The organism is Bartonella rattimassiliensis 15908 (assembly GCF_000278215.1).
GTDB classification, from domain to species: domain Bacteria; phylum Pseudomonadota; class Alphaproteobacteria; order Rhizobiales; family Rhizobiaceae; genus Bartonella; species Bartonella rattimassiliensis.
On record NZ_JH725070.1, the window covers coordinates 1 to 24779 of the forward strand.

A 24779-nucleotide genomic window follows, 5' to 3' on the forward strand; every position below is an offset into this window, starting at 1 on the left:
GCTTGATTGAGACGGTTTGCCTCATGATCAATTTCCCCATCAAAGTAGCTAATCGGGCGCGCTGTCCCTAAAATACCTTTCACTTCTTGGTTGGAGAAAGCAAGCTTACATTTTGTTTTTTGAATTTATAAATTAGACACATAAAAAAGAAATGGAACTATATAAATCTATTACTATAAAATATAGCAACAAACTTAATATAGAACCATTCACAAAAAACACTTATTAACTCCAAAAATTGTAAAAAAACAATACCTTGAAGCTATAATAATATAAAAGAAAAACAATTTCTCCCATAGAAAAACTATCGAGAATAAAATTCAACGACTAAATTAGGCTCCATTTGCACAGCATAAGGAACATCTGCAAAAGCAGGAATACGTGTAAAAGTTGCTTTCATCTGTTTATGATCTGCTTCAATATAATCAGGGACATCACGTTCTGCTAATTGTACTGACTCTAAAACCAAAACAAGTTGCTTTGATTTCTCTCGAACCTCAATAACATCGCCTGGTTTACAGCGATACGATTGAATATTTGTGCGCCGCCCATTTACATTAACATGACCGTGATTAATAAATTGGCGAGAAGCAAAAATCGTAGGCACAAATTTTGCCCGATACACAACAGCATCCAAACGAGATTCTAACAGACCGATAAGATTCTCACCCGTATCACCCCGCCGACGAGAAGCTTCCATATAAGTTTTATGAAATTGCTTTTCTGAAATATCTCCATAAAAGCCTTTCAACTTCTGTTTAGCGCGCAATTGCACCCCATAGTCAGAAAGTTTTCCTTTACGACGCTGCCCATGCTGACCTGGACCATAATCACGCCGGTTGACAGGAGATTTCGGACGACCCCAAATATTTTCTCCCATACGACGGTCAATTTTATACTTTGTTGTTTCGCGTTTACTCATCGCATTTCCTTTAAAATAAAACACGAGATCTTAAGACCCCAAGGAAACGCGCCCTCCTCTGCCTTTAGATACTAAAAACTGACAGAATAGCTTAACATTAATGCTAAGTTATCCACGGGACACGTTAAATAATGCCATTTTCTTGAACGAAAAAGCTGAGGTAACTTTATTAATTTAGTATCCCAAAGTCAACTCCTTTCATAAGTTTTAAGCCAAATTCTTTTAACAAATACTCTGTTGAAGAAGTAATATTTTTTGATGTTAGCAAGGCAAAATCTTGATATTTTTTTATGGGTTGTTGATATATTTTTCCCGACAATGGCAATAATGATTTGGTATGTTTGGCGATAGCTTTCGCTGGATTAATCCACTCAACAGACCATAAAGCTTGTTCACGAAAGAAGTTAATCAAAAAAGGATAATGTGTGCAGGCTAATACAATAATATCAGTATATTTTCCATCTTTTTCCACAAAACATGGCAGAATTTCTTTCCTTAATTCTTCTAAATCGATAGATTTTCCCCGCAAATAATCTTCAGCAAATCTAGCAAGTTTTTCGCTTGCTACAAGCTTGACATGACACTGTCTAGCAAAAGAGTTAATTAATTCATTTGTATAAGCACGTTTAACTGTTCCAGGGGTTGCTAATACAGAAATAAGACCAGACTTCGTTTGTTCAGCAGCTAATTTAATTGCAGGAACGGTTCCTACAAAAGGAACATGAGGAAAATTTTGTCGTAAATCTTTCATCATTAGTGTAGAAACGGTATTGCAAGCAATTACACATAAGGTGGGTTCATAGCGTGTTAAAAGATTTGTAAAAATTGTTGAAATACGTTTTTTTAAAACATTTTCTTCCCAATTACCATAAGGAAATCCCGCGTCATCAGCTACATAAATAAATTGCATTTCAGGGATAAGAACACGTACTTCCCTTAATATAGTTAAACCACCAATACCACTATCAAAAAAAAGAACAGGCCGCTCATCCATCAGTTTTCACATTTGTTTTTAATTTTTTGCGATCGCGCTCTTCAGGTGCTCCACTTCCTCGTGGGTATTGTGGTGAAAAATAATCCAATGAAGATACAACGCCTCGCAATAAGCGAATCTCGGATTCGCTAAAGTTAGCGCGCGTAAAAACAGAGCGCAAATTTGCAAGCATTACTCCTTTGCGTTCTGAAGGTCTAAAATACCCACGGATATCTAAAGCCTCTTCTAATTGCGATAAAAAACCATGAAACGTTGTTTTATTCGCAGGTTTCATTTTCTTGGCACGAAATGCTGTATCGCTCACATTCTCTAGACTTGTTTTCATCCATTCATAAGACATTAAAAGAACCGCTTGTGCAATATTAAGTGATGCAAAAGCAGGATTAACTGGAAAAGTAATGATTTCATCGACAAGGCTAATTTCATCATTTTCTAGTCCCCATCTTTCTCTTCCAAAGACAATAGCTGTTTTATGTCCGATACTTTCACGTTGACGCAGTATGCTTGCTGCTTCGACAGCACTTTTTACAGTTTTAAATCCACATCTTTCACGTGCTGTTGTGGCAAAAACATAGTGCAAATCTGCAATTGAATCACGCAATGTATCAAAAATTACAGTGTTATTAATGACATGATCAGCTTTACTTGCAACAGCTCTGGCTTTTTCATTCGGAAATATTTCTCGAGGTTTGACTAATCGAAGCTCAGCAAGCCCAAAATTTGCCATTGCTCTTGCGACCATACCAATATTTTCAGGAAGCTGCGGTTCAACTAAAATAATAATGGGACCATTCGTTAAATTTTTACGATTTTTATTTGTTCCAGCCATCAATACTACCTAGCTTTACTTCTTATGCTCTTAATCCGTTGTTTTTTTTAACGCAATCTTCTTCAAAATACTCTAATGCTTTTTAATAATAAATTTTAAAAGCTATTAAAATGAGTTATAGAATTTACAACAATTTATATAATATATCATAACGTTTTTTACATCAATTTTATCTTATTTAGGAGGTAACAGCCCCTATAAGTCATAATCTCAGTTGAATTATAAAATTATAAATCCTAAAAAAGAAATATGTACTTTATTCCCAAACTTTTTCCTGCGAAACTTATCTGTCGTTATAAACGTTTTCTTGCAGATGTTACACAAGATGATCAACATGTCTTCACCGTATCAGTACCTAATACAGGATCAATGCTTGGATTAACAGCTTTCAATTCTAATATTTGGCTTTCATATCATAACAACACCAAGCGAAAATATGCCTATCAATTAGAAATTGTTGAAGCCGATAATACTTTGATTGGCATAAATACCACTTTACCAAATAAACTTGCATTAGAAGCATTTCAAAACGGATTACTACCAGAATTAAGTGGATATAAAACAATATTAAAAGAACAACGCTATGGAACAAAATCACGAATTGACTTTCTTTTACATGATGACATCCTTCCTGATTGTTACCTAGAAGTCAAAAATGTTCATTTTATTCGTAAAAAAGGATTAGCAGAATTTCCTGATACCGAAACAAAACGTGGTGCACGTCACCTTGAAGAACTCATGCAAATCGTACAACAAGGAAAACGAGCTGCTATGCTTTATATTATTCAACGAGAAGATTGTACAGCTTTTACAATTTGTCATGATCTTGATCCACTCTATGGACGTAAGTTTGATTTAGCATTAAAATCAGGGGTAGAATGTTATGCTTTAAAGTGTCATGTAAGTGTAGAAGGCATTTTTCCGATTCAAAGAGTAAAAATAGAAAACAGAAGAAACAATGACTGAGTATATTGAATATAATACAATTCCTTTAAAATTTAATGGAAAAATCCGCATTTTCGATGAGTATGCTTTTGCTAAAATGCGTGAAGTTGGTCGTATTGCTGCAGAATGCCTTGATGCGCTTACGGATATTATTAAACCGGGTATTACTACGCAAGAAATTGATGATTTTGTATTCATTTTTGGTATTAAGCGAGGGGCTTTTCCTGCCGATCTAAATTATCATGGATACAGCCATTCATGTTGTACATCTATCAATCACGTTGTCTGTCATGGTATTCCCAATAAAAGACCTTTGCAAGAAGGCGATATTGTGAATGTTGATGTAACTTTTATCCTTGATGGTTGGCATGGAGATTCAAGCCGAATGTATCCTGTTGGAAAAATCAGACGTGCTGCAGAACGCCTGCTTAAAATAACTTATGAAAGTCTTATGAAAGGAATCGCTGTTGTTAAGCCTGGAGCAACGACAGGTGATATTGGTGCAGCCATTCAACAGTATGCAGAATCTGAACGATGCTCAATTGTAAGGGATTTTTGCGGGCATGGAATTGGTCAGCTTTTTCATGATGCACCTAATATCCTCCATTATGGAATCCCTGGCGAAGGAATCGAGTTAAAACAAGGTATGATGTTTACTATCGAACCTATGATTAATCTTGGTAAACCACAAGTTAAAATTTTATCTGACGGTTGGACTGCCGTTACCCGTGATCGCTCTTTGTCAGCACAATATGAACATACAATTGGTGTCACAAATGAAGGATATGAAATATTTACACAATCTCCTAAAAATATTTTTTATATTCCCAATTCGCATATCTAATACAATGTAGAGATGTTATGGCTAAAAAATTAGATCAAAAGGAAGATACCCAAAGTAATCACTTTGCGTTAACATCGAGTTCTCCACTCACCCCAGTATCAGAAAGAAAAAGTGAAGAGCTGAAGAAAAATGTACTGCTCCATAAACATTATCAAGGACATCGTGAACGCCTCCGGAAACGCTATTTAAAATCAAAAGGAAATGCAATTGAAGATTATGAATATCTTGAATTATTGCTTTTTCGCACAATACCTCGCGCAAACACAAAACCTATAGCTAAAAATTTAATAGCACGTTTTGGTTCATTAGCTGATGTATTGGGCGCCGATATTCACAGACTTCAAGAAGTTCAAGGATGTGGTCCAGCAACTGCAATTGATTTAAAAATTATTTCAGATGTTGCTGGACGTCTTGCTCGTGCACAATTATTTAAACGCGATATTTTCTCATCATGGGATAAAGTATTAGCTTATTGTAAAGCTGTTATGGCTCACGAAACACGTGAACAATTTCGTATTTTATTTCTCGATAAGAAAAACGGTTTACTTGCTGATGAAGTACAACAAACTGGAACCATTGATCATACCCCTGTTTATCCTCGTGAAGTTATTTCTCGAGCTTTAGAGTTATCCGCATCTGGACTTATCTTAGTCCACAATCACCCTTCTGGCGATTCCACTCCCTCTGATGCAGATATAACCATGACATACAGATTAAAAGATGCAGCAAACGCATTAGGCATTACTATCCATGATCATCTTATTATTGCACGAAATAATCATACGAGCTTTAAGGCATTGAAACTTATATAAACTTTATAGAATGAAAAAAGACTTCATTAAACTATAAATAACGAATCAATTTTCTAAATCAATATCTAATATAGCCATTGAAAAGTTATAGGATAACTCATTCTCATCTTCATCTCGATAGATAATGCCTAAAAACTCATCCCCCATATACACTTCACAAGAATCATCCTTTTTAGGTCGTGCTTTAACTTGCAATGCTGAGTTTTGGAATGTATTTTTTAAATAATTATCAAGTTTTTTTATTTCATCAGCATTCACTATGCTCTCCTATTTTTTTGAGACGATTAAAAAAATTATGTGTCGTGGGAATAAAACACTCCTATGATTCTGTAAAGACAGTAAAAAACTTATTCCGAATATTCACTTAATTTTACATATATTTACAATGCTCTCTTTATACATCTATAAAGAGCTTTTACAAAAGGAGTCTATCCTTATTAAATATACTTGTATAAATTAAAGAATGGTAGAGAACTGTATATTTTTAATAATTTTACTTTATCTCCAATTTTAGCATTTACATTTATGATGTATATTCGGGAGAAAAATTTAAATAGCAATACTTGTTTATTTAAACCTACATTTTTTAGTAAAAAATATTATTATATCATTCAAAAATAACTCTTTTTAACGGTCTTTAAAATATAATCTTCTACACTTTTAAAAATTACATCTCTAAAAAATATACAAAATAAGCTAATAAGAGCTTATTTCTCTCCCTATTTTTTATAAAAACTTATGTTACAATAGAGTTTTTTTAAATAAGCTTTCAGTTTCTATAAAATAAAAATATTTCTAAAAAAATATTAGATATTTTTTAATGCTAAAATCTATGAAGAGTTCTTATCTTATAGGATAACGCGAAAGAAAATCGATAACAGCTTTTTTATAAACTTTATCGCCGACAGCAAGCATATGATCTCGATCAGGAATTGATAAAGCTTCACCACAAGGTAATAAAGCTGCTAATGGCTCTGCAGCACCACCAATTTCATCTAATGAGCCAACGGCAACAAGTGTAGGTTGTTTAATTTTATAAACTTCAGATGCTGTTAATTCCTGTTTTGATGTGATAATACAAGCAGCTAAAGCACGCCTATCGCTTTTTGTTTGATCTGCAAATTTACGAAACATTAAACCACGCGTATTGGTAATGGTAGAAATATCTTTCGCTAGAAGAGCCTCAGCGACAGGCTCCCAATTTCCAGCTCCTGTTACCATACCAATACCCAAACCACCAAAAATAACGCTGTTCACATATGTTGGATGCAAAAGAGCCATAAAAGCACTAATACGAGCTCCCATAGAATATCCCATAACATGGGCTTTAGTTAACTCTAAATGCTGTAGTAACTTTACCGCATCGCCAGCCATAGCTTGAGGTGTATAAAAAGAAGGATCATAACTTTTAACTGAATCTCCGTGACCACGATTATCAAGAGCAATAACACGATATCCTGCTTCAGTGAGAATGCGAAACCAACCCGTTGCATACCAATTCATCCACGCAGAAGATCCAAAACCATGAATTAATAAAATAGGTACGCCTTGTCCTTCTTCTCGATAAGCAAATCGCAAACCATCATATTCAAAAAAACGAATATTTTCAGCTGTCATTTTTTATTGCACTTTCTACAAAGTACGGAATGAATAATACGTTATCCTTTTTGTATCTTTTTTTCAGAAACTTCACCAGCATTAATTTCAAGTGCAAAAGCAGCAAGAACCCCTGATGAAATGGTGTTTGTTGAAAATGGAGAAGTGTTTTCAATAATTGACACAATAACTCCCCAGAATTTAAAAAAATCACACCTAATGGTAAAGGCATATTTGCCATCCACATAAAAAATACCTGTTCATCTTCCGATTGATACCTTTTTTGCTACTTCAAAGTACATTGCACAATTGCGTGGAAAATCAATCCGATACATTAACCAGCTGCCACTTGAGATGGCGTCAAAACAATTTCTACATTATAGGAAATTGTACCTTGCTTTGTATGTATTTCTAAGGAAATTGGACGGACAGGAATCTCCACGGCTTTTTTTGTTACAACAACGTATATTTTAACATAAACAGTATTATCGATGAAACAATATGCCCCTTTTTAAAAGGCTTTAACATTCTCACACTCCATCACAGAAAAGTCTTAAATTTTGTTTTTAAAATAAAAAAGTTAAGAGTTGTTCTTTACTTTTCCGATTCTTCAATGCAATACGCGCAATTCTTTTTATTTAGTTTATAGATTCATTCTGAATGATTTACTTCGTATAGCTATTTATGCAATAATCATCAAAAAAATACAGAAAACACACCGATCTTACGAATGAAATTTGGTGCGTAGCAATTTTAATGTGTAGAAAAAGGAATACCTATATCGGGATAAATCTCTGCTGTCATTAAACCTTTTTTCCCTTTACCAAAACGTACAAGAACAACTTGGCCTGAGCGAAGCTCAGCTAAACCAAAACGGCGCAATGTTTCCATATGAATAAAAATATCTTCTGTTCCTTGGCCACGACTAAGAAAACCGAAACCTTTATCACGATTAAACCATTTAACAATTGCACGTTCTAAGCCACTTTCTGGAGTAACAACAACATGGGTACGGGCTGGAACTTCTGATGGATGAACTGCTGAAGAACAATCTATAGACTTCACTTGGACACACTTTAATCCTCGTTCAGTTTTCTCCACAGCACAAACAACTTTAGCTCCTTCCAAAGCTGTTTGAAAACCATCCCTTCGCATTACCGTAACATGCAATAATATATCGGGGAAATGAGGTAAATCAGGTACAATAAATCCATACCCCTTACTACCATCAAACCACTTAATGACACCACTTATTTCAATAATTTCCCCACAAGTACTTATACTATTTTCAGATAGGGAACAATCCTTTACTGTATCCTTACTCGTCATAATAACGTGATCCTGTAGCTTATAAATTGTACGATATTGATTCTCTGAATTTAAGTAAACATTGCTCTTGTACCAACACGCAAGCCCCAAGATAAGATTTCCCCATATTGTCATATCTTCTATGTTAACATCAGAGAATATCAACATGAACTTATAAAACTGTTTGATTGTACGCTTTACATATCTTACAAATGGTATCCTACAAAAGAGGTCATATAAAATAAAAGTTTTTTACGCAATGATATTTTCATTAATGTGTAACTTGCATGATAAAGAAGTTCAATATAAGGTGCAAAGACAACAATTCAATTAAGGAAAATGCGCAATGCAATTAAAGAGAATCCTTACCACAATTATGGCATTCATAGCATTTACAATAAATGTTTGTGCAAATGAACCTATTAAAATTGGTGTTTATCTTCCATTAAGTGGTCAAAATTCCTTTGGCGGTCAGCTTGAAATCAGAGGTATAGAATTAGCCCATAAAAAATTCCCAGAAATTTTAGGCCGTAAAGTGGAGCTTGTTATTATTGATAATAAGTCTGATAAAGTAGAAGCAGCTAATGCTGTTATGCGTTTAACAGCAAGTGAGAAAGTGAGTGGAATCATTGGTAGCTATGGTTCTTCACTCTCATTGGCGGGTGGTGAAATATCTGAAAAAGCGAAGACTCCAACCATCACAACTTCTTCAACGAATCCTCTTGTTACACAGGGTAAAAAATATTACTTTCGCGCTTGCTTTATTGATCCCTATCAAGGGATAGGAATTGCAACTTATGTAAAGCAAACTTTACATGCGAAAAAAGTTGCTATTCTTAAAGATATTTCAAGCGACTATGCTATTGGTCTTTCAAGTTATTTTACGCGTGCTTTCAAAAAATTAGGTGGTGAAGTTATCTCAAATTTAAACTATAATTCTGGAGATCAAGATTTTTCAGCTGTTCTCACACAAATTATTGCACAAAAACCTGATGTTTTATTCATTCCATCTTATTTTTCTGAAGGTGCCATTATCATGAAACAAGCGCGAGAATTAGGGGCGAAATTTCAAATTATGGGTGGAGATGCTATGGATAATCCAGAAACTATTACGATTGCAGGAAAAGCTGCAGAAGGTTTTTTACATACGACACTTCCCTACAGTGAGGATATGCCAAATATGTCAATAGCTGCGCAAGAATTTACAAAAGAATGGAAAGAAGCCTATCCTGACAAAAAACCAAATATCAATTCTGTTTTAGGATACACGAGTTATATGATGTTTATGAAAGCTATTGAAAGTGCTGGTAGTGCTGATCGTGAGAAAATTACTATCGCGCTTAGCGAATTAAAGGATTTTCCAACCCCTTTTGGTGATATGTCAATGGATGAAAATCATAACCCTAGAATTCCTATTGGCATCATAAAAATACAAGATGGAAAACGTGTTTATTTAGAAGAAGTTAAGCCTGCTTTTTAATTTAAGGTTTGTACTTATTAAAATGTGAAAATTGGTTGAGAGATTTTTTCTCAACCAAAGACTTAGAAAATTTTTATTATTCTATGTAAATTAACAAATGTGGGAAGGATGAGAGATGAGCACTGAAATGTTCATCCAGTATTTTTTTAATGCATTAGCATTGGGATCTCTTTATGGTCTTATCGCTATTGGTTACACTATGGTCTACGGTATACTGAGACTCATTAATTTTGCTCACGGTGACATCTTTATGTTGGGAGCATATTTTGTTTTCTTTTCCACAATTAGTTTTATGCCTGCTTGGGCTGCAATTCTTCTTTTATTCCTTGCTGTTCTTATTTATTACTCAGTCTTTATAGGATTTAAAAAACGCCCTACAATTTATTGGATTGCTGCTTTTTTAATTTTTGTATTAGGATTTGTTTATTATTTTAAAATTTCTCCACAAGATTTTACACCGATTTGGGTTTTAGCTCTTTGTTTTGCCGTTTTTATTACAAGCGCAGTAGGTATTACTGTTGATCAACTTGCTTATAAACCCCTCCGCCATGCTCCACGTATCTCGGCACTTATCGGTGCAATCGGTGTTTCTTTTTTTATTGAAAATCTTGCTACTGTACTCTTTAGTGGTGTTCCTAAAGGTGTAAAACAGCCAGATTTTCTTGTAACACCATTTTTATGGCGTTTAGGATCAGAAGCAGAGGGTATTATTAGAATTGCCCCTATGTCTCTGATTGTTCCCGTTGTATCGTTGATTCTTATCGTATTATTGTTATGGATTATCCATAAAACAAAGCCGGGGCTTGCCATGCGTGCAATCTCCCATGATATTGAAACAACGCGTTTGATGGGTGTGTCTGTCAATAAAGTCATTGCATTTACATTTGGAATAGGCTCAGCACTTGCTGCTATAGCAGGTATTATGTGGTCTTTACGCTATCCTCAAATTCAGCCTTATATGGGAGTTCTTCCTGGTCTTAAAGCATTTATAGCTGCCGTTATCGGAGGTATTGGTTCTATACCAGGAGCGATGTTGGGAGGACTATTATTAGGGTTTATTGAAATTATGATTATTGCATTTTTTCCCGCGCTATCTGGATATCGAGATGCCTTCGCTTTCATTTTATTGATTCTGATTTTATTGGTATTGCCCACGGGATTAATGGGTAAAAAAAGTCAGGAGAAAATCTAATGACAAAGTCAGTGACAACTTTTTTATCGTGTATCAGTATTTTAGTTTTTGTAGGTTTTTTATTTTATGCTGATAAGCAGTTTAATGACTATACACTTCGTATCATAAATCTGATTGCTATTAATGCGATATTAGCAATTTCGCTCAATTTGATTTACGGTTTTACAGGCATGTTTTCTCTTGGACATGCAGGTTTTATGGCCATTGGTGCTTATGTCTGCGCAGTTTTACTTCTTTCTCCTGAACAAAAAGAGATGATGTGGATTCTTGAGCCTATCGCTGAACCATTATATCATCTGCAGTTACCTTTTTTTGTCGCTGTTGTTGTTAGTGGTTTGTGTGCTGCAGTTATCGGTTTATTGATTGCTTTGCCAATATTACGTCTTGGTGGTGATTATCTTGGAATTGCAACATTGGGTTTTGCAGAAATTATTCGCATTATCATTACGAACGCAACATCGCTCACAAATGGCTCTTTGGGAATAAAAGGAATACCTCAAAATGCAACATTATGGTGGAACTATGGTTGGTTAGCATTTACGGTTCTCTTTATTGTCCTCTTACTGCGAAGCAATACTGGTAATGTATTACGTGCTATTCGTGATGACGAAATAGCTGCAAAAACTATGGGAATTAACGCTTTTTTCTACCGTAGTTTTTCATTTACTATTGGAGCATTTTTTGCAGGTATAGGTGGAGCATTAACAGCTGCTCTTATTTCAACTATTGATCCAAAAATGTTTAATTTTCTTATGACTTTTAATATTTTGATGATTGTTGTTGCTGGTGGTCTTGGTTCAATTACCGGAAGCATTATTGGCAGCATTATTATTACAGTCATGCTTGAATGGCTTCGTATTATTGAAAGTCCATTTGACTTAGGTTTTATACATATTCCAGAAACACCAGGACTTCGTATGGTTGTTTTTTCTCTTTTACTACTAGTCATTATCTTGTTTTGGAGAAAAGGATTGATGGGACAACATGAATTCTCATGGGATGGAATTTATAGCTTTTTGACACGCAAAAAGCTTTCTAATACTGAGGGAAAGCTATGAACGACACCATCCTTTCACTCAATGAGATCGTAATGCGTTTTGGCGGATTAGTTGCTGTCAATAATATTAACATGGCCATTAAACGAGGAAGTATTACTGGATTAATTGGTCCCAATGGTGCTGGGAAAACAACAGTTTTCAATATGATTTCTGGATTTTATACCCCTACAAGTGGCACCATTCTTTTTGATGAGAAAAAAATTTCTGGAGCACCTCCTTATATTATCTGCAGACGCCATATTGCTCGGACATTTCAAAATATCCGTCTTTTCTCAGGATTAACGGTTTTGCAAAATGTTATGGTAGGAGCGCATGTTCGGCAAAAATATCCTTGGTTTTCTTCCACTTTATTTTTTTCAAATGCATTGAAAGAAAAAAAGGAAGTTTATAGAAATTCCATGGAGCTTCTTGAACAACTACAACTCGACCATCTTGCCAGTCAATTAGCAACGGCTTTACCTTATGGTGTGCAGAGACGTCTAGAAATTGCACGTGCTTTAGCCACAAAACCAAAATTGCTTCTTCTTGATGAGCCTGTTGCAGGTATGAATCCACAAGAAAGTGAAGACCTTAGAAAATTCATAGAAAAAGTGCAAAAAGACTTTGATCTTACAATTCTTCTTATTGAACACGATATGAAAGTAGTTATGGGGCTTTGCCAACATATTTTGGTTATGGAATATGGTCGTTGCATTGCCAATGGCACACCTGATGAAATTCGCAATAACCCTAAAGTTATTGAAGCTTATCTTGGCGGAGATGTTTATGAATATTCTTAAAATAAAAAATCTTCACGTTCACTATGGTGCCATTAAAGCTGTCCAAAATCTTTCTATGTCCATAAAAAAGGGAAGTATTGTTACTTTAATTGGAGCCAATGGTGCAGGAAAAAGTAGTATTGTACGTTCTATTACAGGACTAAATCGCTCTGTTTATGGAGAAATTACCTATAATGGCAAATCAATTATAAAAAAAACACCAGAAGAGATTTTGCGATTAGGTATAGCTCTAAGTCCTGAAGGACGACGTATCATGCCCCATCTCACTGTTTTAGAGAATCTCCACCTAGGGGCTTATATCCGTCACGATAAACAGGGAGTTTCCCGTGATATTGAATGGATATTTGAGCTTTTTCCACGTCTACGTGAAAGATCAAAACAGTTGGGAGGCACTATGTCAGGTGGAGAACAGCAAATGATTGCTGTAGGTCGCGCACTTATGAGTAATCCTGATATGGTTATATTAGACGAGCCCTCGTTGGGATTAGCCCCCCTTCTCGTTCGGGAAATTTTTTCGATTATTCAAAAAATTAATGATATGGGAAAAACTGTTCTTCTTATTGAACAAAATGCATTTGCTGCACTTTCCATAGCTGATTATGCTTATATTTTAGAAGTAGGACGTATTTTATTTCACGGTGAAGGAAAAACTATGCTTTCTGATCCGCGTGTTAAAGAAGCCTATCTTGGCGGCTAAAGGCTACGAATTAAGTCAATATAACTTTTCCCCTTCTCTTTTTTAAAAGCATCTCTCTATTTAATGAGAAATGTTTTTTTGTGAAATTTGATGATTATATCCACCACTTTTCTGCACAAAACACACCTGCTTCCTGTTCAATAATGTGCGCTATCTGAAAAATAACTTCTTCAGAAAAAGGTTTACCAATTAATTGCAATCCTAGGGGTAAACCATTGGATGATAGACCAGCAGGAACAGAGATTGCTGGTAACCCAGCCATATTAACCGGTACAGTAAAAATATCATTAAGATACATTGCTACATCATCATTTTTTATTTTTTCATCAGCAATACCAAAAGCAGATGTTGGTGTTGCTGGTGTAAGAATAGCATCAATACCTGCATCAAAACACTGATCAAAATCATGTTTTACGAGTGTTCTTACTTTTTGAGCTTTCATGTAATAGGCATCATAGTAACCAGAAGAAAGAACATAAGTACCAAGCAAAATACGTTGCTTGACTTCATCACCAAAACCGACAGAACGCGTATTTTCATACATCTCAATGATGTCTTTTCCAGGTACGCGCAAACCAAAACGCACACCATCATAACGCGCTAAGTTAGATGATGCCTCCGCAGGAGCTATAATATAATAAGAAGGTAAAGCATATTTTGTATGAGGTAAAGAAATATCCTTAATCTCAGCTCCTGCTTCTTTGAGCCAATTTATTCCCTTTTGCCAAAGCTCAATAATTTCTTGAGACATTTCATCTAGGTAATATTCTTTTGGAATACCAATTTTCATTCCTTTGATTGATTTTCCAAGATAACTTTCATAATCAAGAACTGGTAAATTCACGGAAGTAGAATCTTTTTCATCAAAAGAGGCCATTGATCTGAGTAAGATAGCACAATCCCGAACATCTCTAGCAATAGGGCCTGCTTGATCAAGCGATGAAGCAAATGCGACAACACCCCACCGTGAACAACGACCATAAGTTGGTTTTATCCCTACAGTCCCCGTAAAAGCCGCTGGTTGACGTATTGATCCCCCTGTATCTGTTGCTGTTGCACCAGCACAAATTTGTGCAGCAACAGCAGCAGCTGATCCTCCTGAAGAACCACCGGGAACGAGTTTTTCATTGGAGCCTTTTTTTCTCCATGGATTAATAACAGGACCATAATATGATGTTTTGTTGGAGGAGCCCATAGCAAACTCATCCATATTAAGCTTTCCTAACATTACCGCACCATCTTGCCATAAATTAGCAGTGACAGTTGATTCATAGTGCGGTTTAAAACCATCAAGGATATGTGAACAAGCTTGCGTATGAACACCATAGGTTGCAAAAAGATCTTTAATCCCCAAGGGAATTCCTTCCAAAAGCCTTCCCTGCCCTTTTGCCAAACGGCACTCTGATTCAGCAGCCATTTTTCTTGCCTGTTCTGCTGTTATTGTTACATAAGCATTCAAAGTTGGATTAGCCAATTCTATTGCTTGTAAATAAGCTTCTGTTAATTCCGTTGCTTTGAGCTTTTTCTTTACTAAAGCACCACGAGCTTGTGCAATTGTAAGGGTTGTTAAATCAGTCATATTGGTTCTCAAATTTCAAAAATATAAAAGTTACTCAATAATTTTTGAGACAAGAAAGAAATTTTCTTCTGCAACAGGTGCATTGGCGACAATATCTGCTGCTTTATTGCCATCTGTAACATTATCTTCACGCGCCCTTAGAGTCATCGGTATCACAGATGTTAATGGTTCAACTCCAGTGACATCAACTTCATTCAATTGCTTTACAAAACCTAAAATAGCGTTGAATCTTTTTGTCATATGTTCCATCTCGTCATCGTGGATGGCAATTCTTGCCAAATGTGCTACCCGTTTGACGGTTTCTTGATCAACAGACATACTCTTTACGCCTTTCTGTTTTTTTGTTTATTTATTGATTTTTATTTTAGCTATACAAGTCTACGCTTGCAAGCGCAAGAATATTAGATAACATGAATAAAGAAGATAACTATAGATCTAAAACGTTAAAAAATGCATTATAATCCCTATGACTGTTATTAATATAAATGAAGTGATGACACATCTTTTGCCTGGACAAACCATAGCGGGCTTAGATTTAGGGACAAAAACAATTGGAATTGCGATTTCTGATATGGGACTAATGATTTCAAATCCACGTCCTGTACTACAGCGGAAAAAATTTATAGAAGATGCGCATACACTTATTAAAATTTTAAACCGTGAAAATGTGGGAGTTATTATCATTGGCTTACCTCTTAATATGAATGGAAGCAGTGGTTCGCGTGTTCAAGCAACCAGAGCTTTTGTAAGCAATATGAGAGCTTATACAAAAATTCCATTTGTTTTTTGGGACGAACGCTTATCAACAATTGCCGCAGAACGCTTTCTTTTAGAAATGAATGTCTCACGCGCTAAAAGAGCAAGCAGAATTGATTCAGCAGCTGCTGCTTTTATATTGCAAAGCGCTCTCAATAGAATTGAAAATTTTCATCATATGGAAGGATAGAGGACATTGAGCAAATGCCCGGCATTATATCGAGCAATAAGCATCCCGTATGAAGATCTCCACTGTCCTCCAAGGCGGCTTTCCATATAGGCATTTGCAACATGTTCTATATCCGTAGAACATAATGATGCGGCGGCGGCGGCATAGGCTACTTGTTCAACAAAAAACCTTCCTGCTCCCTCATTTGCTGATGCCATATCACCTGCAGACTTAATAATTTCAATTGCTCTTGGCCCCGCTGGTCCGATATCAAGAGCAATTCTTTCTAATAGTTTCTGAAATAAACTCGGTGCTTTTTCTGCAATAAGAATGGTATCCCTGACCAATTGATTGGCAGAACTATTTCTCACAGTCCGCGCAGGCGCATTATGCAACATTTGCGATAATGGATTATTCTCTATAAAGCTTTCAATACCAAGTTGTGCAATAATTTCGCCAATAATAGGCACAACCAATTGACTAACGTGATAAGCAATAATAGGTGTCATAATGCGGGCAAAAGCTGCTTCAGAACGGTCATTTGCTGCATTATCAAATGCTCGTGCTAAACGCAAAACCAATGCTTGTGAAGCTGCAATATCTAATGCAATATCTGCAAAAATACGTTCTGTTAGTGGTGGTAAAGGCTGATTTGGCATTTTTTTCCGGAAAAAATCTATGCCAAATTGAAGAGCCGCTCGCAAAACACCTGCCGATATAACAGACTGATCGAAACGCATCATCGTCTCGATATCTTTAATAACTTTAAGTCCTTCTCCAGCATTCCCCAAAAGCCAGCCATAACTACCTTGAAAATCAATAACTCCCTCAGGCGTTAAAAGTTCTCCAGAACGCTGAATTAAATGACGAATCGATATGAATCCATTTAATAAGCCATTTTCTTGTATACGTGGAACGAAAAAACAACTTAAATGACCATCTAAATCTGCACTAACAAGATATCCATCAGCTGTAGGATTAATAACATTGGTTTTTACAACATTTAAACGATACAGATCACGTCCCATATTTTCATCAAAAGAAATTTTCTTAACACTTGGAAAATTGAAAGCGTATTTTTCCATATCATCAAATGCATAAGTCAGAGAAGCAGCCTTTTTATGATGAATAGGCTTTGATGAGGAATCATATTGGCGTGATAAAAGTACATTTTGCCACTTTTTAAAAAGCTCAATATCACCAATTAAGACAGCAATCGCTGCGCTTGTTATAATAACTTCATTCAAATGTCCTGTTTCTAAACCAGCAGATAAAGCTAAACGAATCGCACGCGCTTGATAGCGTACCCCATTTTCTGAGCTTGTATTTTCCCAAAGTGAAGTAACCAATCCCGTTTGCCTAGAATATTGTTGAAGGGCTTGATAGGAAGAATGTATTTCTAATCTTTCCATTGGGTGCCCCCATTCATCATTATAACACAATAAAGGCTTATAGCGATTCGCTGAGCAAGAAAGGTGCCATGCCTCTCGGCTTGCTGCAAAATCTCCTATCTCTTCAAAACTTGCTAACAAAGACTTAGGCAAAATAGAGGCCATACGAAACATAAGCGTATCACTAAGAAATGTATTTTTTCGACGAGTATTTTGCGCAGATACAGCACTCATAGGTATATTCCACTATTCAAATCATTCATATCATAGACTATTTGTCTTTTTAGAGTTAAGAAACATTTATCATATTCAAACAAATACTTGTTTAACCTGTTTAGAGAGAGATAAAGAAGAATGCTATGATGCAAGATAAATTTTTTCCACTTTTTCCTCATCAACATCTATTAGCTATTAAAGATCTGAGTGTACAAGACCTTAATACATTGCTTGATCGGGCAGAAGCAAATGTTATCTTTTCTAACAAAATTGATAAAATGAAATCTACCTTGCTCGGACGGACTCAAATTAATCTCTTTTTTGAAGCTTCTACGCGAACACTGTCTTCTTTTGAATTAGCGGGCAAAAGGTTAGGAGCCAATGTGATGAATGTCGCGATTGGTAATTCATCAGTGAAAAAAGGGGAAACATTACTTGATACAGCTACAACTCTTAATGCCATGAATCCAGATATACTGGTTTTTCGCCATAGCAGTGCGGGAGCAGCAGCTTTATTAGCGCAAAAGGTTGATTGTTGTGTCATTAATGCGGGTGATGGCGCTCATGAACATCCAACTCAAGCTTTATTAGATGCTCTAACCATTAAAAGGGCAAAAGGTCATATTGAAGGATTAACTGTTGCAATTTGCGGAGATATTTTACACTCCCGTGTCGCGCGTTCCAATATCCTCAGTCTTAATGCTTTGGGCGCTCATGTTCGTGTTGTTGCTCCTTCAACACTCTTACCCACAGCAATCACTCATATGAGTGTTGAGGTTTTTAACACGATGAAAGAAGGCCTTAAAGATGCTGATGTTATCATGATGTTACGTTTACAGCATGAACGGATGGCGGGTTCTTTTATTCCCTCCACGCGTGAATATTTTCATTATTTTGGCTTACATAAAGAAAATTTAGCTTATGCCAAAAACGATTGCATTATTCTGCATCCTGGCCCTATAAACCGTGGTGTAGAAATTGCTTCCGATGTAGCAGATGGACCACAAAGTATGATTCACACACAAGTAAAAATGGGAATTGCAGTGCGCATGGCGGTCATGGAGGCTTTATTGGATTCACACTTGAAGATCAGTGGAGAAAAAAAATGTTAAAACCAATTGTTTTTCAAAATGCCCGTATTATTGATCCTTCACGTGTAATCGATGAAATTGGTACAGTCATTGTGGAAAATGGATTGATTACAGCTGCTGGGAAAGAAGCCCTGAATCAGGGAACGCCTGAAGAAGCAGAAGTTATTAATGCACAAAATAAAGCAATTCTTCCTGGTCTTGTAGATGCATGCGTTTTTGTTGGAGAGCCAGGAAATGAAAATTGTGAAACAATTGCATCTGCAAGTCAAGCGGCCGCAGCAGGGGGGATTACTTCCTTTCTGATGATGCCTGACACGCATCCCGTCATTGATAATGTGGCACTTGTTAAATTTATTACGCGCACTGCACAGGAAATGTCATTGGTTAATATTTATCCTGTTGCTGCAATTACACAAAGCTTCAATGGACAAGAGATAACTGAATTTGGTCTGCTTAAGGATGCAGGAGCTGTCGCTGTTAGTGAAGGAAAAAAAACACTTCAAAATGCATCTGTTATGCGGCGTGCAATGACCTATGCACGCGATTTTGATGTTCCATTGATGCATGAAACGCAAGATAAAGATCTTACCGAACAAGGTGTGATGAATGAAGGATTGCTCGCTAGTTGGCTTGGTCTTTCTGGCATCCCCCGCGAAGCAGAAGTTATCCCACTTGAAAGGGATCTCCGATTAGCAGCATTAACGCAAACACGCTATCATGCCACACAGATATCGACAGCACTCTCTGCTGATGCAGTGCGTTTAGGCAAAAAACGTAGCGAGAAAATTTCAGCTGGTGTATCTATTAATCACTTATCTCTTAATGAAAATGATATAGGCCAATATCGAACCTCTTTTCGCTTCATGCCTCCATTGCGTACAGAGGAAGACCGTATAGCAATGATTGAAGCAATAAAAGATAGAACGATAGATATTATTGTCTCTTCCCATGATCCTCAGGGGAAAGACACAAAACATTTACCATTTAATGATGCAGCGGTTGGCGCTATTGGCATGGAAACCTTATTGAGCGCAGCCTTACGCCTCTATCATGATGAGAGCTTATCTCTTCTACGGATAACTGAACTTTTGTCTACGACACCTGCAAAACTTTTTGAACTCGATGCAGGAACATTAAAGAAAGGTGCTCATGCAGACCTTATTGTGGTTGATCTTGAAGATCCATGGGTTGTTTCTACAGAAAGACTGTATTCACGTTCGAAAAATACGGCTTTTGAGAATGCACATTTTCAAGGGCGCGTGCTCCAAACCTTTGTAAAAGGAAAATCTGTTTTTAAACTTGATCAAAAAATTTAATGAGATTTTGAATGAATGAAGCAGAAATATTTTTTCAGTCCACTCCATGGTTTATTTTCCTAATATCTTATCTCATTGGCTCGATTCCATTTGGTCTTCTTTTTACGAGATTAGCCAAACTTGGCGATGTAAGAACTATTGGCTCTGGTAATATTGGAGCGACAAATGTTTTACGAACAGGAAACAAAAGAGTTGCTGCTCTGACACTTCTTTGTGATATATTAAAAGGAGCTGTCGTTGTTTTCGTTATAAATTTTTTTAATGCTCCACTAGACCATAGAGTCGTGATTTTTCTAGCAGGTTTTTTTGCTTTTTTAGGACATCTTTTTCCCATATGGCTTAAATTTAAAGGTGGCAAAGGTGTTGCGACCTATCTGGGTGTTTGCTTAGGAGTCTACTGGCCCGCAGCAATTATTTTCATTATTGTATGGATAACATTTTTTCTCCTCATGCGTTATTCTTCGTTATCTGCCCTTGCTGCTGTTACTATTACGCCAATATTTGTTTTTCATTTTTCTGATTCTTATTTCTGTTGTATGCTAATCGTGATGAGTGTATTGGTGTTCATAAAACATTATACGAATATCGGTAGATTATTAATTGGGGAAGAAAGTAAGATTGGTACGCACGGAGAGAAATAAAGGCATTCTTCTTACTGATCGTCAACGTCTAAGCTGGTTACGGTTATTGCGTAGTGAAAATGTTGGGGCTGTCAGTTTTCGCAATCTCATTAATCATTATAAAACAGCAGAAAACGCTCTAGCAGCGCTTCCTGAACTTAGTAGAAAAGGAGGTAATTCTGCATCTATTAAGATAGTAAGCTTAGAAGAAGCAGAAAAAGAAATGCAAAAAGCTGAAAAATTAGGTATTCGGTTTATCGCTATGGGAGAACCGGATTATCCAGCCTTTCTTAAGGTAACAGACGCATCCCCGCCGCTTATTGCTATAAAAGGCAACGTTTCAGTTTTTCAAAAAACTTCTATTGGAATTATAGGGTCTCGAAATGCCTCAGCCGCTGGCAAAAAACTTGCTGCTCAATTTGCACACTTTCTTGGAGAAGCGGATTTTATAACAATTTCTGGGCTCGCTCGTGGAATTGATAGCATTGCGCATCAAGCAAGTTTAAAAACAGGAACTATTGCAGTAATGGCTGGCGGAATTGATCATATCTATCCCCCTGAAAATAAAAAGTTGTACGAAGATATCATTGCTAACGGTGGTGCTATTATCAGTGAAATGCCCATCTCTTGGAAACCGCGCGCTATCGATTTTCCAAGAAGAAACCGTATTATTGCAGCTTTATCTCTTGGCCTTTTAGTTGTAGAGGCAGCACTACGCTCAGGATCCTTAATTACTGCACAACAAGCCACTGAAATGGGACGGTTAATTTTTGCTATTCCCGGTTCCCCACTTGATCCCCGATCTGTTGGTACAAATAACCTTATCAAGAATGGAGCACTACTCACCACACATCCTTCTGACATCATAGAAACACTTACACCATTAGTTCCACCACTTCCAAATTCCCAACTCAATTTTTTTGAAGAGCCCCCCTCTTTACAGCTTGAAAAGGATAATTTTAATTCAACAGATGAAAAAAACAGCAATACCTCCTTGACAGGAAATGACGCAGAACGTACTGCAGTCCTCTCTGCTCTTTCAACAACTCCAATTGACTTAGACACACTTAGTACCCATTCCGGTGTTTCACTTCCAACTCTCTACCTGTTGTTAGTAGAATTAGATCTTGCTGGAAAGCTTATTCGACACTCTGGTGGTTATGTGTCATTGTCGAATTTTGATCTTCTCCAAGAGCCTCAGCGCTATTAATAATGCTTTGCCCTTCTTTGGCAACCATATCCAAAAGCAATGCTAAAAGCGGACTATGCGCTTGTCGCGCCATCTGATTCATTTGCTTTGACATGTCTGTAATATATTGGATAACTTTTAAATGATTTATAAACATAATCTTCTATCCTTGAGCATTTCCCCTCCTACTTCTCAATAGACGTTATCTTAGTATTTCGCCGTATGTTTTTGTAATAACAGTGGAAAATAAATCGTGTAATTCTATATAGGGTGTATTCTAATAATAACAATCATAAGTTGCATAATATTCATGTTTTTTATATGGCTAATATTTTTTATGTGCTCTTAAGCAATTGCCATTAGCTATTTGCGTGAAAGGAGTTTATAAAAAAGTTTTTTATTTCAATATTTGGGTAAAATTATGAATATCGTTATCGTTGAATCTCCAGCAAAAGCAAAAACAATTAATAAATATCTTGGATCTCAATATAAAGTTGTCGCATCATTTGGACATGTTCGTGATTTGCCTGCAAAAGATGGTTCCGTTCTACCGGATCAAGATTTTTTTATGAAGTGGGATGTAGATTCTGCTTCTGCTAAGCGTTTAAATGAAATAGCAAAAGCCGTTAAAGAAGCCGATAGCCTCATCTTAGCAACAGACCCTGATCGTGAAGGGGAAGCTATTTCATGGCATATTCTAGATGTTCTTCGTCAAAAAAAAGTTTTAAAAGATAAACCTATTAAAAGAGTTGTCTTCAATGCTATCACTAAAAAGTCTGTACTTGATGCTATGAACAATCCACGTGATATTGATACATCACTTGTCGATGCTTATCTTGCACGCCGGGCTCTCGATTATCTTGTTGGTTTTACACTTTCACCTGTTTTATGGCGTAAGCTCCCTGGTGCTCGTTCTGCTGGTCGCGTTCAATCGGTTGCTTTGCGTATTATTTGTGACCGTGAATCAGAAATAGAACATTTCATCAAAGAAGATTATTGGTCCATTACAACACAGTTAAAAACCATTCGGAATGATAGTTTCCAAGCAAGATTGACGATGTTTAATCAAAGGAAAATTGGTAAACTTGATATTCAATCTCAAGAACAGGCAGATCAAATTCGCCTTATGTTGGAGAAAGCTCAATATCATACACTCAGTGTTGAAGCAAAACCCACAAAGAGAAATCCTTTTCCTCCATTTACAACCTCTACACTACAACAAGCGGCTTCTTCAAAACTAGGCTTTTCAGCTTCTCGCACAATGCAAATTGCCCAAAAGCTTTATGAAGGAATTGAAATTAATGGTGAAATGGCAGGACTTATTACTTATATGCGTACTGATGGTGTACAAATAGCACCAGAAGCCATTGAAGAAGCACGAAAAGTTATTCATGAATCTTTTGGAAACGACTATATTCCTGAAAAACCGCGTTTTTATTCAACAAAGGCAAAAAATGCACAGGAAGCACATGAAGCTATCCGCCCAACAGATTTTCAACGCACCCCGAACCAAATCTGTAATTTTCTCGATAGTGATCAAGCAAAGCTTTATGAACTGATATGGAAACGCGCTATTGCCAGTCAAATGCGTTCTGCTGAAATTGAACGTACAACCGTTGAAATTGAAGCACAGCAAGGAGAAGAGCGTGCAAATCTACGGGCAACAGGATCTGTTGTTCGCTTTGATGGCTTTATTTCCGTCTATACCGATCAACAAAATGAAGAAAATAATGAAGAAAATGAATCAACTCGTTTACCACAAATAAACACAGGTGAAGACCTTACAAAAGAAAAAGTTGAATCTATCCAACATACCACAGAGCCTCCTTCCCGCTATTCTGAAGCTTCATTAATTAAAAAACTTGAGGAATTAGGAATTGGCCGTCCTTCAACTTATGCCTCTACATTAGCGACATTGTGTGACCGTGGATATATTATCATTGATAAACGGAAACTTATTCCTGATGCTAAAGGACGTATTGTTACGGCCTTTCTTGAAAATTTCTTTAATCGCTACGTAGAATATGGTTTTACAGCAGATCTTGAAGAAAAGCTGGATCTTATATCTGATGGCAAACTTTCTTGGAAAGACGTATTACGGAATTTTTGGGATGGATTTAATGCCTCTATTAGCAATATCCAAGAACTTCGTATTGCCAATGTCCTTGATATTTTAAATGTAACATTAGCCCCCCTCGCCTTTCCTAAACGCGAAGATGGAAGTGATGTTCGTTCCTGTCCTCTTTGTAAAAATGGTCAATTATCATTAAAACTCGGTCGTTATGGTGCTTTTGTTGGCTGCTCCAATTATCCTGACTGCAAATACACACGCCAACTTGGTACAGATACAGAAGAAGATAATGAAGCAGTGCGCAATGATGAACCTATTATGCTTGGTATTGATCCTGAAACAGGAAAAGATATCTCTCTTCGCAATGGTCGTTTTGGTCCTTATATTCAACTAGGTGAAAGCAAAGAAGTTAAGCGTGCAGGACTACCAAAAGAATGGCAGGCAGATCATATAACTCTTGAAAAAGCCTTGGCTTTACTATCCCTTCCCCGTGAAATTGGCATTCATCCTGAAACTGGCAAAATAATCACAGCGACAATTGGACGATATGGTCCCTATCTTAGTCATAATGGAAAATCTGCGCGTCTTCTTTATGCAGATGAAGTTTTTGATATTGGCATCAATCGCGCTGTTACAGTATTGGCAGAACAACAAGAAAATAAAATCAAGCAAAGCAGAACAACATCTGCAGCATTGGCAACATTAGGGGAGCATCCAGAAGGAGGACCTGTTACCGTGCGCCATGGACGTTATGGTCCTTATGTCAATTGGGGTAAAGTTAATGCAACATTGCCAAAAGAGAAAGATCCCATTAGTGTAACGCTTCCAGAGGCATTAGAACTTATATCAGCTAAAATATCGAGTAAAAAAACAACTTCAAAAAAAGCTTCTTCCAAAACAAAAGCGAAAACAAAAGAGACATAAA

At 36.5% G+C, this 24779-nt stretch carries 24 protein-coding genes and 1 pseudogene; 14 read left to right on the forward strand and 11 right to left on the reverse strand.

Annotation, left to right across the window (positions count from 1 at the left end):
• Positions 1-304: 304 nt before the first annotated feature.
• From rpsD to MCY_RS08195, 3 genes are all read right to left on the reverse strand, one after another.
• Positions 305-922: a 30S ribosomal protein S4 gene (rpsD, locus tag MCY_RS08185; RefSeq protein WP_007347901.1), complete on the reverse strand. Its 618-nt coding sequence runs from the start codon at positions 920-922 to the stop codon at positions 305-307.
• A 169-nt stretch (positions 923-1091) separates the two neighbouring features.
• Entirely contained in the window at positions 1092-1916 is an 825-nt protein-coding gene (gene murI / locus MCY_RS08190; RefSeq protein ID WP_007347902.1) for a glutamate racemase, read from the reverse strand.
• Complete coding sequence (locus tag MCY_RS08195; protein WP_007347903.1) at positions 1909-2745, reverse strand: RNA methyltransferase; 837 nt, start codon at positions 2743-2745, stop codon at positions 1909-1911. Before MCY_RS08195 ends, murI begins: the two co-directional genes overlap by 8 nt.
• Positions 2746-2994: 249 nt before the next feature.
• Here MCY_RS08195 and sfsA point away from each other — a divergent pair, with 249 nt between their 5' ends.
• From sfsA to radC, 3 genes are read left to right on the forward strand one after another with little or no spacing between them, the layout of a single operon-like run.
• The gene (gene sfsA, locus MCY_RS08200; protein WP_007347904.1) at positions 2995-3711 is read left to right on the forward strand and encodes a DNA/RNA nuclease SfsA; all 717 of its coding nucleotides are present in this window, start codon (positions 2995-2997) and stop codon (positions 3709-3711) included.
• A complete protein-coding gene (gene map, locus MCY_RS08205; protein ID WP_007347905.1) occupies positions 3704-4534 on the forward strand; it encodes a type I methionyl aminopeptidase in 831 nt (276 codons plus the stop codon). Before sfsA ends, map begins: the two co-directional genes overlap by 8 nt.
• 17 nt (positions 4535-4551) lie before the next feature.
• A complete protein-coding gene (gene radC, locus MCY_RS08210; protein WP_007347906.1) occupies positions 4552-5346 on the forward strand; it encodes a RadC family protein in 795 nt (264 codons plus the stop codon).
• 45 nt (positions 5347-5391) lie between these two features.
• Here the strand turns inward: radC and MCY_RS08215 are convergent, their stop codons facing one another.
• The 4 genes and pseudogenes from MCY_RS08215 to MCY_RS08230 form a co-directional block, all read right to left on the reverse strand.
• On the reverse strand, positions 5392-5604 hold the full coding sequence (locus MCY_RS08215) for a DUF3126 family protein (RefSeq protein WP_007347907.1): 213 nt from the start codon (positions 5602-5604) through the stop codon (positions 5392-5394).
• Between the two features lie 585 nt (positions 5605-6189).
• Complete coding sequence (locus MCY_RS08220; RefSeq protein WP_007347908.1) at positions 6190-6963, reverse strand: alpha/beta fold hydrolase; 774 nt, start codon at positions 6961-6963, stop codon at positions 6190-6192.
• Positions 6964-7004: 41 nt separating this feature from the next.
• A pseudogene (locus MCY_RS08225) lies at positions 7005-7470 on the reverse strand (DUF192 domain-containing protein).
• Positions 7471-7695: 225 nt separating this feature from the next.
• On the reverse strand, positions 7696-8271 hold the full coding sequence (locus MCY_RS08230) for a cold-shock protein (RefSeq protein WP_026088013.1): 576 nt from the start codon (positions 8269-8271) through the stop codon (positions 7696-7698).
• Positions 8272-8596: 325 nt separating this feature from the next.
• Between MCY_RS08230 and MCY_RS08235 the strand changes: the two genes are divergently transcribed.
• The 5 genes from MCY_RS08235 (at position 8597) to MCY_RS08255 (ending at position 13456) form a co-directional block, all read left to right on the forward strand.
• On the forward strand, positions 8597-9730 hold the full coding sequence (locus MCY_RS08235) for an ABC transporter substrate-binding protein (RefSeq protein ID WP_007347911.1): 1134 nt from the start codon (positions 8597-8599) through the stop codon (positions 9728-9730).
• A gap of 115 nt (positions 9731-9845) precedes the next feature.
• The gene (locus MCY_RS08240; protein ID WP_007347912.1) at positions 9846-10922 is read left to right on the forward strand and encodes a branched-chain amino acid ABC transporter permease; all 1077 of its coding nucleotides are present in this window, start codon (positions 9846-9848) and stop codon (positions 10920-10922) included.
• Positions 10922-11980, forward strand: a complete 1059-nt coding sequence (locus MCY_RS08245; protein ID WP_007347913.1) for a branched-chain amino acid ABC transporter permease — start codon at positions 10922-10924, stop codon at positions 11978-11980. The genes MCY_RS08240 and MCY_RS08245 overlap by 1 nt, the downstream gene beginning before the upstream one ends.
• A complete protein-coding gene (locus tag MCY_RS08250) occupies positions 11977-12759 on the forward strand; it encodes an ABC transporter ATP-binding protein (RefSeq protein ID WP_007347914.1) in 783 nt (260 codons plus the stop codon). Before MCY_RS08245 ends, MCY_RS08250 begins: the two co-directional genes overlap by 4 nt.
• A complete protein-coding gene (locus MCY_RS08255) occupies positions 12746-13456 on the forward strand; it encodes an ABC transporter ATP-binding protein (protein ID WP_007347915.1) in 711 nt (236 codons plus the stop codon). Before MCY_RS08250 ends, MCY_RS08255 begins: the two co-directional genes overlap by 14 nt.
• Positions 13457-13550: 94 nt before the next feature.
• Here the strand turns inward: MCY_RS08255 and gatA are convergent, their stop codons facing one another.
• Positions 13551-15035 (reverse strand): Asp-tRNA(Asn)/Glu-tRNA(Gln) amidotransferase subunit GatA, encoded by a 1485-nt coding sequence (gene gatA / locus MCY_RS08260; RefSeq protein WP_007347916.1) that lies wholly within the window; start codon positions 15033-15035, stop codon positions 13551-13553.
• 30 nt (positions 15036-15065) lie between these two features.
• Complete coding sequence (gene gatC / locus MCY_RS08265; RefSeq protein WP_007347917.1) at positions 15066-15353, reverse strand: Asp-tRNA(Asn)/Glu-tRNA(Gln) amidotransferase subunit GatC; 288 nt, start codon at positions 15351-15353, stop codon at positions 15066-15068.
• Positions 15354-15501: 148 nt separating this feature from the next.
• Between gatC and ruvX the strand changes: the two genes are divergently transcribed.
• Entirely contained in the window at positions 15502-15981 is a 480-nt protein-coding gene (ruvX, locus tag MCY_RS08270) for a Holliday junction resolvase RuvX (RefSeq protein WP_007347918.1), read from the forward strand.
• On the opposite strand, the gene MCY_RS08275 is transcribed toward ruvX, so the two are convergent.
• Positions 15966-17585: an acyl-CoA dehydrogenase family protein gene (locus tag MCY_RS08275; protein WP_007347919.1), complete on the reverse strand. Its 1620-nt coding sequence runs from the start codon at positions 17583-17585 to the stop codon at positions 15966-15968. The genes ruvX and MCY_RS08275 overlap by 16 nt on opposite strands.
• Positions 17586-17710: 125 nt before the next feature.
• On the opposite strand from MCY_RS08275, the gene MCY_RS08280 reads away from it, so the two are divergent.
• Genes MCY_RS08280 through dprA form a run of 4 tightly spaced genes read left to right on the forward strand, consistent with a single transcriptional unit; the run spans position 17711 to position 21804 of the window.
• Entirely contained in the window at positions 17711-18679 is a 969-nt protein-coding gene (locus MCY_RS08280; protein ID WP_007347920.1) for an aspartate carbamoyltransferase catalytic subunit, read from the forward strand.
• The gene (locus MCY_RS08285; RefSeq protein WP_007347921.1) at positions 18673-19974 is read left to right on the forward strand and encodes a dihydroorotase; all 1302 of its coding nucleotides are present in this window, start codon (positions 18673-18675) and stop codon (positions 19972-19974) included. Before MCY_RS08280 ends, MCY_RS08285 begins: the two co-directional genes overlap by 7 nt.
• Positions 19975-19985: 11 nt before the next feature.
• Positions 19986-20615, forward strand: coding sequence for a glycerol-3-phosphate 1-O-acyltransferase PlsY (gene plsY / locus MCY_RS08290; RefSeq protein ID WP_007347922.1), 630 nt, complete (start codon positions 19986-19988; stop codon positions 20613-20615).
• A complete protein-coding gene (dprA, locus tag MCY_RS08295; RefSeq protein WP_007347923.1) occupies positions 20593-21804 on the forward strand; it encodes a DNA-processing protein DprA in 1212 nt (403 codons plus the stop codon). Before plsY ends, dprA begins: the two co-directional genes overlap by 23 nt.
• On the opposite strand, the gene MCY_RS09245 is transcribed toward dprA, so the two are convergent.
• Positions 21734-21940 (reverse strand): hypothetical protein, encoded by a 207-nt coding sequence (locus tag MCY_RS09245; RefSeq protein WP_007347924.1) that lies wholly within the window; start codon positions 21938-21940, stop codon positions 21734-21736. The two genes, dprA and MCY_RS09245, sit on opposite strands and share 71 nt — an antisense overlap.
• A 264-nt stretch (positions 21941-22204) precedes the next feature.
• On the opposite strand from MCY_RS09245, the gene topA reads away from it, so the two are divergent.
• Entirely contained in the window at positions 22205-24778 is a 2574-nt protein-coding gene (topA, locus tag MCY_RS08300) for a type I DNA topoisomerase (RefSeq protein WP_007347925.1), read from the forward strand.
• The last annotated feature ends 1 nt before the right edge of the window (position 24779 follow it).

Coding starts and splice junctions, on each gene's coding strand:
- rpsD (WP_007347901.1), bottom strand. CDS start 922: ATGAGTAAACGCGAAACAACAAAGTATAAAATTGACCGTCGTATGGGA.
- murI (WP_007347902.1), bottom strand. CDS start 1,916: ATGGATGAGCGGCCTGTTCTTTTTTTTGATAGTGGTATTGGTGGTTTA.
- MCY_RS08195 (WP_007347903.1), bottom strand. CDS start 2,745: ATGGCTGGAACAAATAAAAATCGTAAAAATTTAACGAATGGTCCCATT.
- sfsA (WP_007347904.1), top strand. CDS start 2,995: ATGTACTTTATTCCCAAACTTTTTCCTGCGAAACTTATCTGTCGTTAT.
- map (WP_007347905.1), top strand. CDS start 3,704: ATGACTGAGTATATTGAATATAATACAATTCCTTTAAAATTTAATGGA.
- radC (WP_007347906.1), top strand. CDS start 4,552: ATGGCTAAAAAATTAGATCAAAAGGAAGATACCCAAAGTAATCACTTT.
- MCY_RS08220 (WP_007347908.1), bottom strand. CDS start 6,963: ATGACAGCTGAAAATATTCGTTTTTTTGAATATGATGGTTTGCGATTT.
- MCY_RS08230 (WP_026088013.1), bottom strand. CDS start 8,271: ATGACGAGTAAGGATACAGTAAAGGATTGTTCCCTATCTGAAAATAGT.
- MCY_RS08235 (WP_007347911.1), top strand. CDS start 8,597: ATGCAATTAAAGAGAATCCTTACCACAATTATGGCATTCATAGCATTT.
- MCY_RS08240 (WP_007347912.1), top strand. CDS start 9,846: ATGAGCACTGAAATGTTCATCCAGTATTTTTTTAATGCATTAGCATTG.
- MCY_RS08245 (WP_007347913.1), top strand. CDS start 10,922: ATGACAAAGTCAGTGACAACTTTTTTATCGTGTATCAGTATTTTAGTT.
- MCY_RS08250 (WP_007347914.1), top strand. CDS start 11,977: ATGAACGACACCATCCTTTCACTCAATGAGATCGTAATGCGTTTTGGC.
- MCY_RS08255 (WP_007347915.1), top strand. CDS start 12,746: ATGAATATTCTTAAAATAAAAAATCTTCACGTTCACTATGGTGCCATT.
- gatA (WP_007347916.1), bottom strand. CDS start 15,035: ATGACTGATTTAACAACCCTTACAATTGCACAAGCTCGTGGTGCTTTA.
- gatC (WP_007347917.1), bottom strand. CDS start 15,353: ATGTCTGTTGATCAAGAAACCGTCAAACGGGTAGCACATTTGGCAAGA.
- ruvX (WP_007347918.1), top strand. CDS start 15,502: ATGACTGTTATTAATATAAATGAAGTGATGACACATCTTTTGCCTGGA.
- MCY_RS08275 (WP_007347919.1), bottom strand. CDS start 17,585: ATGAGTGCTGTATCTGCGCAAAATACTCGTCGAAAAAATACATTTCTT.
- MCY_RS08280 (WP_007347920.1), top strand. CDS start 17,711: ATGATGCAAGATAAATTTTTTCCACTTTTTCCTCATCAACATCTATTA.
- MCY_RS08285 (WP_007347921.1), top strand. CDS start 18,673: ATGTTAAAACCAATTGTTTTTCAAAATGCCCGTATTATTGATCCTTCA.
- plsY (WP_007347922.1), top strand. CDS start 19,986: ATGAATGAAGCAGAAATATTTTTTCAGTCCACTCCATGGTTTATTTTC.
- MCY_RS09245 (WP_007347924.1), bottom strand. CDS start 21,940: ATGTTTATAAATCATTTAAAAGTTATCCAATATATTACAGACATGTCA.
- topA (WP_007347925.1), top strand. CDS start 22,205: ATGAATATCGTTATCGTTGAATCTCCAGCAAAAGCAAAAACAATTAAT.